Source organism: Rossellomorea aquimaris (genome assembly GCF_003315075.1).
In the GTDB taxonomy this organism is placed as follows: Bacteria; Bacillota; Bacilli; order Bacillales; family Bacillaceae_B; genus Rossellomorea; species Rossellomorea aquimaris_C.
In genome coordinates this window covers 1-12,182 of record NZ_QNRJ01000031.1, presented here as the reverse complement: position 1 = coordinate 12,182, position 12,182 = coordinate 1, and the positions used below count along the sequence as shown (strand labels likewise).

The 12,182-nt window shown below is 43.3% G+C and carries 7 protein-coding genes and 2 riboswitches; all 7 genes read left to right on the top strand.

What is annotated here, in order from left to right; all coding sequences use genetic code 11:
- Positions 1–22 precede the first annotated feature (22 nt).
- The 7 genes from DET59_RS20330 (at position 23) to ptsG (ending at position 11,851) form a co-directional block, all read left to right on the top strand.
- Complete coding sequence (locus DET59_RS20330; protein WP_113971428.1) at positions 23–979, top strand: AAA family ATPase; 957 nt, start codon at positions 23–25, stop codon at positions 977–979.
- Position 980: 1 nt separating this feature from the next.
- The gene (locus DET59_RS20325; RefSeq protein ID WP_113971427.1) at positions 981–2,198 is read left to right on the top strand and encodes a DUF58 domain-containing protein; all 1,218 of its coding nucleotides are present in this window, start codon (positions 981–983) and stop codon (positions 2,196–2,198) included.
- Positions 2,195–4,405 (top strand): transglutaminase TgpA family protein, encoded by a 2,211-nt coding sequence (locus DET59_RS20320; protein WP_113971426.1) that lies wholly within the window; start codon positions 2,195–2,197, stop codon positions 4,403–4,405. Before DET59_RS20325 ends, DET59_RS20320 begins: the two co-directional genes overlap by 4 nt.
- Before the next feature lie 39 nt (positions 4,406–4,444).
- Positions 4,445–4,546, top strand: a riboswitch (purine riboswitch).
- A gap of 147 nt (positions 4,547–4,693) precedes the next feature.
- A complete protein-coding gene (gene guaA, locus DET59_RS20315; RefSeq protein WP_113971425.1) occupies positions 4,694–6,247 on the top strand; it encodes a glutamine-hydrolyzing GMP synthase in 1,554 nt (517 codons plus the stop codon).
- 197 nt (positions 6,248–6,444) lie between these two features.
- Positions 6,445–6,546, top strand: a riboswitch (purine riboswitch).
- Between the two features lie 129 nt (positions 6,547–6,675).
- A complete protein-coding gene (locus DET59_RS20310) occupies positions 6,676–8,010 on the top strand; it encodes an NCS2 family permease (RefSeq protein ID WP_113971424.1) in 1,335 nt (444 codons plus the stop codon).
- 742 nt (positions 8,011–8,752) lie between these two features.
- The gene (gene glcT / locus DET59_RS20305; protein WP_113971423.1) at positions 8,753–9,595 is read left to right on the top strand and encodes a glucose PTS transporter transcription antiterminator GlcT; all 843 of its coding nucleotides are present in this window, start codon (positions 8,753–8,755) and stop codon (positions 9,593–9,595) included.
- A gap of 180 nt (positions 9,596–9,775) precedes the next feature.
- On the top strand, positions 9,776–11,851 hold the full coding sequence (gene ptsG, locus DET59_RS20300; protein WP_113971422.1) for a glucose-specific PTS transporter subunit IIBC: 2,076 nt from the start codon (positions 9,776–9,778) through the stop codon (positions 11,849–11,851).
- Positions 11,852–12,182 lie beyond the last annotated feature (331 nt).

Here is a 12,182-nt window from a genome sequence, read left to right as displayed (position 1 = left end):
TGATGTATCCAGGAGGGGTAAGATGACTTATGAAATGGTAAACCCGAAGCTGCAAAGTATTATTGATAATATAGAGAAAGTCATGATTGGAAAGAGGAAGGTAGCGGAACTGAGTGTCGTTTCACTTCTGGCCGGTGGGCATGTATTGCTCGAGGACGTTCCCGGTGTAGGGAAAACGATGATGGTCCGTGCACTGGCGAAATCGGTGGGAGCGAGCTTCAAACGCATTCAGTTCACTCCGGATCTATTGCCTTCGGATGTGATTGGGGTATCGATTTATAACCCGAAGGAAATGGAATTTACATTCAGGCCGGGTCCGATCATGGGGAACATTATTCTCGCGGATGAAATTAACCGGACGTCACCGAAGACCCAGTCCGCACTACTTGAGGGCATGGAAGAGAGCAGCGTGACGATCGACGGGATGACAAGGAAGCTTGATAAACCTTTCTTTGTTATGGCGACCCAGAATCCGATTGAGTATGAAGGGACATATCCTCTACCGGAAGCGCAGCTTGACCGCTTCTTATTAAAGATGAAAATGGGGTATCCTGAACCGGAAGAAGAGATGGAGGTTCTTCATCGCGCTCAGAAAAACCCGCCGATCGATGAGTTGGAGCCTGTAATGACGTTGGAGGAATTGAGATATATCCAAGGGGAAGTGAAAGATGTAGTAGTCGATGACACAATCAAGAAATACATTGTGGAAATTGCGAATCGTACAAGGATTCATGCCAATGTTTACTTGGGGGCGAGTCCACGTGGATCCATCGCGTTAATGAAGGCATGCCAGGCTTATGCCTTTTTAAGGGGCAGGGATTATGTGGTTCCCGATGACGTTCAATTCCTGGCACCTTTTGTATTCTCACACCGAATCATCATGAAATCTGAAGCGAGATATGAAGGTATCACTCCGGAAGAAGTAGTGGAAAGAGTGATGGCGCGTATCCCGGTTCCCGTACAAAGGCTTGTGAGATAGGATGAAGACGAAACTTCAATTTCTTAAACCCTTGGGGAAGTTTCTGCTGTTGCTCATTTTAGTGGGGATCTCGTTTTCTTACGCGATGTTCCAGGGGGGATTTGTCAGCTGGTTTTTATTTTATAGCTTTCTGCCATTCGCCCTTTATGCTGCTTCTGTATTCTTATATCCTCTTTCTGAGTTTTATGTAGAGAGGAGTTTCGAATCCAATGAGTACAAAGCGGGGGATGAGTTGAAGGTGACGATTACCCTTTCACGAAAGATTCCATTTCCTTTATTTTATATGGTGTTAGAGGATGTGGTGACAGATTCCGTTTTTCACCATTCCAGTTTTCAAAAGGCGAAAGCAATGATTCACCCTGGGTTCAGAAAACGAATCAAGCTCACGTATTACATAGAAGAACTGCCCCGTGGAGAGCATGTTTTCTCTGCTGTCCGGCTCCGTGCGGGCGATTTCTTTGGCATATTCGAAAAGGAAGCATCCATCGATTGCACCAATAAGCTTCTTGTATATCCGGCGTTCGTCGATGTTCCTTACAGGCCTCTGGAAAATCGTTATGATCAAGGGATGACCACTTCAAATGTGAAGATCCAGAAGGATACGACGATGGCAACGGGTATACGTGATTATCAACCGGGGGATCGCTTCTCGTGGATTCATTGGAAGACCTTTGCCAGAACCAATGAGCTGATGACGAAGGAGTTTGAGGAACGTCAATCCCACGATGTGCTGATGGTACTGGATCGGGAAGGTTCTCCTGCCTTTGAATCGATGGTGACATTGTCGGCTTCGATGATTCGGTCCATTTTGAAAAAAGGGGCGCAGGTGGGACTGGTTTCGATTGGTGAAGATCATGTTTCCTTTCCGATTCGCGGCGGTGAAGAGCATCAAAGTCAGCTATTCTATCATCTGGCGAAGGTCAGACAGGATAGCCCTTACGCTTTAGGAAAAGTACTGCAGGGGGAAGGGTTGAACTACTCCCAATCCGCAGCTGTGCTGTTTGTCACCTCGTCTGTTTCAAAGAAGATGATCATGAGTGTGAATCAGTATGCGAAGCGGAACAGTTCGGTTGTGATCTTTTTGGTCAAGCGTAAAGGGGACGCCTATACGGCCGAGGAGAAATCGTTGAAAGCTTACGCCTCGTCCCGTGGTATTCGACTGAAGGTATGCTTTGAAGGTGACTTTTCTTCTGCCTTTATGGAGGTGAAGCGAGCATGAGTCAGGAATCACCTAAACACCGATTTTTTACGATTATGATTTACTTGTTTGGGTTTCTGCTTCTATGGGAATGGCTGAAGCCTCTTCAGGTAGTGACGGATACAGGGAGCTTGACGTATTTTGTGGTATTTATTGCTTTATCACTTGTCCTGTCCTATTTCAGGATTCACTATTTCATGACAGCGGCGGTTAAGCTATCCTTTATCTTGTTTGCGTTGCATGGATTGTATTATTCAGGTTCATTTTTTACCTTTACATGGTTAGAGAAATTTGGGAAAGACCTATGGCAGAATATCGGTTTGACATTTGGTCGTGAATGGCCAAGTCTTTCGTTCGAGTACAGAAGCTTGTTGTTCTTTATTTTACTATGGCTGATGACGTATTTGCTTTATTACTGGTTATCCGTCAGAAAGACGATTCTCCTCTTTTATGTGATGACCGTGACCTATATTTGTCTGATCGATACGTTCACGATTTATGAAGGAGATCGGGCGATTATCCGGGTGGTCATTTTCGGCTTTCTGTTAATGGGCCTCTTGGCTCTCGAACGTTTGGTTCAAAGGGAGAACCTTCTTGGATCCAAGATGAGCAGGCACCGCTGGATTGTACCGCTTACGGTTATGCTTGGGGTGAGTTCAGTTGTTGCTTTTGCGGCGCCCAAGGCAGATCCTATCTGGCCGGATCCGGTTCCTTATATTCAATCCTTTGCAGAAGGAGCCGGGGGAAGTGGCGTGAACAAAGTTGGGTATGATGCAGATGATTCTCAGCTTGGGGGTCCCTTTGTCGGTGATCCTACTGTCATTTTTAATGCGGAAGTAACGAGAGAACACTACTGGAGAATTGAAACGAAGGATTTATATACAGGCAAGGGCTGGGAGCGATCCATTCCAGATGACCAGCTGGCCGCCATCCCTTTTGATTCAGAGGAAATGGTTCCCTTCACAACAAACGAACCGGATGGAGAACGAGAAGTGGAAACAGAGCGGGTAATGGTGGAACGAACCTATTCCCATGTTGTCTATCCTTATGGGATAGAAAGAATAATCGGAAATGAAGAAGGTTATTTCTCCTTTAATCCTGTTAACGAAAAGGTTACAAGTTATGAAGGGGAAGACGAGGCCGTTAAATTAGAGGAGTATGAACTTTCTTATCGATCTCCTTCCTATTCGCAGAAGAAGATGAAAGCAGCGAACGAAAGTCAGGAAATCATGCAGACTCCTGAATTTGTGGACCGTTATACACAACTTCCTGAAACGACTCCCCAGCGTGTGAAGGACTTGGCTTTTGAGATTACATCGGAAGAAGATAATTGGTATGACAAAGTAAGGGCGATCGAGAATTATTTTTCGAAAGAAGCTTATGTGTACGACCAATTTGACGTGCCGGTGCCTGAAGAAGGGCAGGACTACGTGGATCAGTTCCTATTTGAAACCCAGAGAGGGTATTGTGATAACTTCTCGACTTCCATGGTGGTGTTAGTCCGGGCACTTGGAATCCCGGCACGTTGGGCAAAGGGATATACAGAAGGGGAATACAGTAGACAAGTGGATACGACGTATAAGCTTTATGAGGTTTCCAATAATAATGCTCACTCCTGGGTGGAGGTATTCTTCCCGGAAGTAGGATGGGTGCCGTTCGAGCCTACTGTTGGATTCAGTAATAATGTTTCTTATCAATATGACCTGGATGTACCTGATTCGGATAACAGCGAAGTCCCTGTTCCTGAGAAAGAGGAAACACCGAAACAGCCGATTCAACCTGAAGAGGATGATTCAAGAGCGGCTGGAAGCGGTTTTTCTCTGTCGAAGCTTTGGGATGATATTCAAACATTCTTTGTGGAAAACTGGGGCAAGCTTGTGATGGGATTCATGCTCTTGCTTATCATGGGAATTGCTTTATACATTGTAAGAAGACGGTGGATGCCGTATGTCCTGATTTTCTATTATCGCAGAAAATCATCAGATGGCGCGTTTTCCGAAGCCTATCTTTCTTTAATCAAACAGCTTGAGAGATACGGACTGAAAATGGATGACGGGCAAACGTTGAGGGGATATTCGCGATATATTGACTCATTCTTTGGCACCCATGAAATGACGAGCCTGACCAATAATTATGAACGTATTTTATATGGTCAGAGGCAAGCGGAAGAAGATTGGACGAAGATGAGGGAATTATGGGAAAATTTAATTAAAAGGACAACAGGTTGACCCTTTTTAAAACAAGGTATAAAATGATGTCAAATTCATAAAACGTTCGTTAGCATCCTTCGTATATCCTCGATAATACGGTTCGAAAGTATCTACCCGGTCACCTTAAATGACTGGACTATGAAGGCAGTGTTCTAATTTGACATCCCTGTATGCAAAAAACTGGAATTCTGCCTTTTTTTAAGGCGAAATCTGGTTTTTTTTATTTTTTTAGGAATGCTAACAACAACAGGTACTTTAAGGATGGAGTCCGTCCTGACCCATAAAAAAACTGATGAGGTGAACTGAATGCTTGGTAAAGAAGAATTGCACAATCAAGAAATGATCGTCGTTTTGGACTTTGGAAGTCAATACAATCAATTAATCACGCGAAGAATTCGTGAGTTTGGTGTTTATAGTGAGCTCCACCCGCATACAGTTACCCTTGAAGAAATCCAGGAAATGAATCCAACCGGGATCATCTTCTCCGGGGGGCCGAACAGTGTCTACGGTGAAGACTCATTCCGTTGCGATGAGCGTATCTTTGATTTGGACATTCCGATTCTGGGAATCTGCTACGGTATGCAGCTTATGACCATGCACTTCGGCGGGAAAGTGGAACGCGCGAAGCACCGTGAATACGGAAAAGCGGCTATCAATATTGAAAAACAATCTAAGTTATTCTCCAACCTTCCGGAAGAGCAAGTCGTATGGATGAGTCATGGAGATCTTGTCGTGGAAGCTCCTGCAGGCTTTAGTGTGAACGCAACGAACCCTTCTTGTCCGATTGCTTCCATGAGTAACGAAGAACAAGGGTTATATGCCGTTCAATTCCATCCCGAGGTACGTCACTCTGTGCACGGGAATGAAATGCTGAAAAACTTCGTATTCGAAGTGTGTGGCTGCACAGGCGACTGGTCCATGGAGAATTTCATTGAAATCGAAATGGAGAAGATCCGTCAAATAGTTGGAGATAAAAAGGTTCTTTGCGCATTAAGTGGAGGAGTGGACTCTTCCGTTGTGGCTGTTTTGATCCATAAAGCAATCGGTGATCAATTGACATGTATTTTCGTCGATCACGGCCTTCTTCGTAAAGGTGAAGCAGACAGTGTAATGAAAACCTTCTCTGATGGCTTTAATATGAACGTCATTAAAGTGGATGCACAGGACCGCTTCTTAAATAAATTGAAAGGCGTTTCTGACCCTGAGCAAAAACGTAAAATCATCGGGAATGAATTTATTTACGTGTTTGATGATGAAGCGACGAAGCTTAAAGGTATCGAGTATCTTGCGCAAGGAACTTTATATACAGACATCATTGAAAGTGGAACAGCCACTGCACAGACGATCAAATCTCACCACAATGTTGGTGGACTGCCTGAAGACATGCAGTTCACACTTATTGAGCCATTGAACACATTATTCAAAGATGAAGTGCGTGCATTAGGATCTGAACTGGGTATTCCTGATGAAATCGTATGGCGTCAACCATTCCCGGGACCGGGTCTTGGAATTCGTGTGCTTGGTGAAATTTCTGAACAGAAGCTTGAGATTGTTCGTGAGTCTGATTACATTCTGCGTGATGAAATCAAGAAAGCGGGACTTGATCGTGACATTTGGCAATACTTCACGGTCCTGCCTGACATCCGAAGCGTCGGAGTGATGGGGGATGCGAGAACCTATGACTATACAATCGGAATCCGTGCTGTGACATCCATTGACGGTATGACTTCCGACTGGGCCCGTATTCCTTGGGATGTACTGGAGAAAATCTCAACGCGCATCGTAAACGAAGTCGATCATATCAACCGCGTTGTGTATGATGTGACGAGTAAGCCACCTGCGACGATTGAATGGGAATAGAAATTTATAGATTCTTGTATAGATAGGTGACAGGCACTTCCCGTCGAAGGTCGATTTTTAGAATTCGACAAAAAACGGGAAACGCCTGTCATTTTGTGTATAAAGCGAACATTAATACAAATGATAATAAATAATGTTCGTATTTAGTGTTGACGGTCATGGTTTGTGTTGGTACAATAGTACTGTAATCATAACGAAACATTATAATAGTATTACGTCGTATAATTTCGGGAATAGGGCCCGAGCGTTTCTACCAAGCTACCGTAAATGGCTTGACTACGAGGTGATTGTGAATAGGGCTGTTTAATATTTTTTTCATTTACCTATTCATCATGATCTTAACAGTCAAAGCCTTGAACTCTGGTAGTTCGAGGCTTTTTTTATGGAAATGGAAGATTCTGCGACGACTCAATAGGAGGAGTACAAGAATGAAAAATTTCTTTCAGTTTGACCAGTTAGGAACGACTTATAGAAGGGAAATCATCGGGGGATTAACGACGTTTCTTTCAATGGCTTATATCCTGATCGTCAACCCATTGACGTTAACCCTTCAATCCGTACCCGATCTTCCGGATAGCATGAGAATGGATTACGGTGCAGTATTCGTCGCTACGGCATTGGCGGCTGCGATTGGTTCCTTGATTATGGGGCTGATTGCAAAATATCCGATAGCTTTAGCACCTGGTATGGGTTTGAACGCATTCTTCGCATACACAGTAGTATTGACGATGGGTGTGCCGTGGCAATCCGCGTTGACAGGTGTGTTAATTTCAGGTTTGATTTTCATCGTACTCACACTGTCGGGTATCCGGGAAAAAATTATTAACTCAATCCCATCTGAATTGAAGTATGCCGTGGGAGCGGGTATTGGACTTTTCATCACCTTTATCGGATTTCAAAATGCAGGGATCATTGTGAACAATGATGCAGTTTTAGTGGGACTTGGAGATTTAACAAATGGCTCGACTCTTCTCGCCATTTTCGGAATCATCATTACCGTCATCCTGATGACAAGAGGCGTTAAAGGCGGTATATTCATCGGGATGGTTGTAACGGCAATCGTCGGAATGATCGTTGGGTTAATCGACACGCCGGAAAAAGTAGTAGATGCAGCACCAAGTCTTGCTCCTACGTTTGGAGCGGCATTAGATCCACTATTCAATGATGCGGGCAGTATTTTTACGATTCAAATGCTTGTAGTGATTCTAACATTCTTATTCGTTGATTTCTTCGATACGGCGGGAACCCTTGTAGCGGTAGCCAATCAAGCAGGATTAATGAAGGAAAATAAATTACCACGCGCTGGTAAGGCTTTATTTGCTGACTCATGTGCAACAGTGGTAGGAGCAATCTTAGGGACATCAACGACCACGTCTTACATCGAATCTTCAGCAGGGGTGGCGGCAGGAGCGAGAACAGGATTTGCGTCAGTGGTAACGGCAGTCTTATTCTTACTCTCGATTTTCTTCTTCCCTCTGCTTGCGGTCATTACATCGGCAGTAACAGCACCGGCACTTATCATTGTAGGGGTATTGATGGTTTCATCACTGGGTGAAATTGATTGGAAGAAGTTTGAGGTAGCAGTGCCTGCATTCTTAACGATCGTAGCCATGCCATTAACATACAGTATCGCCACTGGCATCGCGATCGGATTTATCTTCTACCCTATCACGATGATCATGAAAGGTCGCGCAAAAGAAATCCACCCTATCATGTATTTCTTGTTTATTATCTTCGTTCTGTACTTTATATTCTTAGTTTAAAACAAAACATTCTTTAAGCTGGTCTCTCGTAGATCAGCTTTTTCTTATTCGCTCTTTTCTAAGAAATTGTTGGTTTTTAACATATGCTCTGCAATGCTCTGGCAATTAGCGAGTGCTAGATGGTGAGGGGAACTGCTCCGCTTGCAGCTAGCGTTCGGCCGAGCCTCCTCAGCTTAGCCGAACGGGGTCTCGGCTCGCCCGTACTTCCGCAGAAGTCTGCGCAGTTCACCTCACCATCTTTAACAGCATCTTTGTGACAGAGCTTAAAGGTGTACCAGAAAACAAAAAAATTAGAAAAACAATTCTCCTTCCCTAAGCCAATCAATCTTTACTTACTTTAAATGAGATTGTTTGCTAAAAAGCTTGTATTAATTGTTTTCAATTAAGGATACATGCTCAGAAAGTTGATTGTAGCGGAAGGGTGCTCGACTCCTGCGGGAATAGCTGGACAGGTGAGACCCCGGAGGCGCAGCCGAGGAGGCTCACCGCCAGCCCCGCGGAAAGCGAGCATCCTGGAGCGGAAATCAACTAGTACTTTCTTTTCTACAATAGCAACTAACTTTATGAAAAGAGCCTCCTAATTTTTTAACGGAAAAGAGTGAATCATAAATAGAGGAAACGGGGGAGGGTCTAGAGAAGATATACGTGTAGAGTAAGTATGAATTGAAAAAAGTGAGGGTTTTCGTTAAAATCATGGAATCGGATAGTGTCGAAAATGGTCGAAATTATGGGGAGAATGACGATGTCTACTTTAAATGTGAAAAAAGCTTTAAATAACAATGTATTAATTGCGGATCACGAGAGCTACGGTGAAGTCGTGCTGATCGGTAAAGGGATAGGGTTCAACCGTAAAAAAGGGGACCCCATTCAGAATGATATTGCAGAAAAAATGTTTGTGTTAAAAGGAGAGAAAGAGCAGGAACAGTACAAAAACCTCCTTCCTTTCTTAAATGATGATATGTCAAACGTCATTATTTCTGCCATCGAGTTAATCAGGAAAAGAACCAACTCTTTTCTAAATGAGCATATTCACATCGCCCTGACCGACCATATCCTTTTTGCGATTAACCGATTGATGAGAGGGATGGAGATCCGCAATCCGTTTCTGGTTGAAACAAGGACGCTGTATCCATTCGAATACGAAATAGCCAGAGAAGTGGTTGGTATGATCAATGAAATGACTGATGTTCATTTGCCGGAAGGGGAAGTGGGATTTATTGCCCTTCATATCCATAGCGCCATGATGAACAAGGATCTGTCGGAAGTGAATCAACACTCCCAGTTGATTGGTCGCCTGACCGCCATGATCGAACAACAGCTGGATGTGAAGATTAATAAGGAAAGCGTCGATTATATGAGGCTTGTGCGCCACATTCGATATACAATAGAGCGGGTACTTAGGGGAGAACGAGTAGAAGAACCAGAAAAAATCGCAAAACTGTTGAAAGAGGAATACCCTCTCTGCTATAATTTATCTTGGAAGCTGATCAAGATGATGCAGCAAACATTACAAAAACCTGTTTACGATGCAGAGGCTGTATATTTAACCATGCACTTGCAGCGTATTCAGAGTAAAGTTAAATAAAGCACTTATCTTTCTTACGTGTTACTGATACGATCAGGCATGAGTGAAGAAGATGATTGAAACGTATAATTTGGGGTAGTCTATCCTTATACGTTCATTATCCTCTTTTCTCATGCCTTTTTTGTTTGCATTCATCATCTAATTAGTTGAAAAAAGAACGAAATAAAAGGAGGAAACTTCATGTTTAAAAAGGCTTTTGGTGTTTTACAAAAAGTCGGTAAAGCCCTCATGCTGCCTGTAGCGATCTTACCTGCAGCCGGTCTGCTGCTTGCATTCGGTAATGCATTGCAAAATCCGACGTTATTAGAAATTGCTCCATTCCTATCAAACGGCGGCGTTGAAATGGTCGCAAGCGTCATGGAACAAGCAGGTGGAATTATTTTTGGAAACTTAGCCCTGTTATTCGCAGTGGGTGTAGCCATCGGGTTAGCAGGTGGTGAAGGGGTAGCCGGCTTAGCGGCAATCGTTGGTTTCTTGATTATGAACGTAACAATGGGAACAGTTGAAGGATTAGAAATCGGGGATGTAACAGGTGATGGTGTAGATCCTGCATACGCACTTGTTCTCGGAATACCTACACTTCAAACCGGGGTATTCGGCGGTATTATCGTCGGGATACTCGCGGCGGCTATGTACAATCGTTTCTTCCAAATCGAACTTCCTTCATACTTGGGATTCTTTGCAGGTAAACGATTTGTTCCAATCGCAACGGCAGCTTCTGCGGTTGTGTTAGGATTATTAATGTTATTAATCTGGCCACCGATTCAAAATGGCCTGAATTCATTCTCTAACTTTATGCTTGGTGAAAACAGAGCATTTGCTGCTTTCATATTTGGAGTCATCGAACGTGCTCTTATACCATTCGGACTTCACCACATTTTCTACTCACCATTCTGGTTTGAGTTCGGTACGTATACTTCAGAAGCTGGAAACATTATTCGTGGAGACCAGGCGATCTTCATGAAACAGATTCAAGATGGTGTACAAGATCTAACTGCAGGTACCTTCATGACTGGTAAATTCCCATTCATGATGTTCGGTCTTCCGGCAGCGGCATTAGCGATCTACCATGAAGCAAAACCTGAAAGAAAAGCAGTAGTAGCCGGTATCATGGGCTCGGCAGCTTTAACTTCTTTCTTAACAGGTATCACAGAACCAATCGAATTCTCATTCTTATTCGTAGCACCGGTACTATTTGGTATCCATACTATCTTTGCCGGTTTATCATTCTTAACCATGCATCTATTAGATGTAAAAATCGGTATGACATTCTCAGGTGGTTTAATCGACTATATCCTATTCGGTCTAATCAACCCTCAAACAAACGCATGGATCGTTATTCCTGTAGGGGCAGTCTTTGCTGTCATTTACTACTTCGGATTCCGTTTCGCTATCCGCAAGTTCAATCTCATGACTCCTGGTCGTGAAGATGTAGATGAAGATGACGATGGATCACCGGCAAGTTCAGCTGGGGACCTTCCATACAATATCCTGGAAGCAATGGGTGGACAAGAAAACATCGCTCACTTAGACGCATGTATCACTCGTCTCCGTGTTTCTGTTAATGATGTCAAGAGTGTCGATAAGAAACGCCTGAAAAAATTAGGTGCTTCAGGAGTACTTGAAGTAGGAGACAACATTCAAGCAATCTTCGGACCTAAGTCAGATACGATCAAATCACAAATGCAAGATATCATCCGCGGGAAAGCTCCACGTAGAGTAGAAACAAGCGCAAATGAAGAAGTTGAGCAACAAATTGAAGAAGTGAACCCGGATGCACTTCAAACAACTGAAGAACAAAAGAACGAAAAGTTCGTAGCTCCTATCACTGGAGAAATCAAAGACATCACGGAAGTGCCTGATCAGGTATTCTCAGGAAAAATGATGGGTGACGGTTTCGCGATCGTACCGACAGAAGGAACAATCGTTTCTCCTATCACAGGTAAAGTCGTAAACGTATTCCCGACGAAACATGCCATCGGACTTGAGTCCAAATCAGGCCGTGAAGTTTTGATCCATGTTGGAATCGATACGGTTAAATTAGAAGGTAAAGGATTCGAAGCGCTGGTAAAAGAGGGAGACCAGGTAGAAGCAGGTCAACCATTACTGGAAGTGGATCTAGACTACATCAAAGAAAACGCGCCTTCCATCATGACACCGATTGTCTTCACGAACCTTAAAGAAGGTCAACAAGTAACAATCGAGAAGTCAGGTAAAGTAAACCGTAACGACGAAAACATCATCAAGATCGATTAATGAATCATTAAACCCATTTCATTCTCTTAGTAAGAGAATGAAGTGGGTTTTTTTGTTAGTTTTGAAATTTCACTGGAGGGAATGAAATAAATATAGTTTCTACTATATAGTAGAAAGATATGTAGAGTGCTTTGATTGAAAGTTTTTAGAGTCTCAAGAATATAGGAGTTTAAGCTGTGTATTGGATGGTGTAATCATAGAAAAGGGTAGAAGAAAATAGTAAGACTAATTTTTTTGGTTAATTGTAAAATGAAATGCAACACTTAAAAATAGAAAAGCCATAGGGGAACCGTGTATCATTAATGTCGACGAAAACAATTAACTCACGGAG

Coding starts and splice junctions, on each gene's coding strand:
- ptsG (WP_113971422.1), top strand. CDS start 9,776: ATGTTTAAAAAGGCTTTTGGTGTTTTACAAAAAGTCGGTAAAGCCCTC.
- DET59_RS20325 (WP_113971427.1), top strand. CDS start 981: ATGAAGACGAAACTTCAATTTCTTAAACCCTTGGGGAAGTTTCTGCTG.
- DET59_RS20330 (WP_113971428.1), top strand. CDS start 23: ATGACTTATGAAATGGTAAACCCGAAGCTGCAAAGTATTATTGATAAT.
- DET59_RS20320 (WP_113971426.1), top strand. CDS start 2,195: ATGAGTCAGGAATCACCTAAACACCGATTTTTTACGATTATGATTTAC.
- DET59_RS20310 (WP_113971424.1), top strand. CDS start 6,676: ATGAAAAATTTCTTTCAGTTTGACCAGTTAGGAACGACTTATAGAAGG.
- glcT (WP_113971423.1), top strand. CDS start 8,753: ATGTCTACTTTAAATGTGAAAAAAGCTTTAAATAACAATGTATTAATT.
- guaA (WP_113971425.1), top strand. CDS start 4,694: ATGCTTGGTAAAGAAGAATTGCACAATCAAGAAATGATCGTCGTTTTG.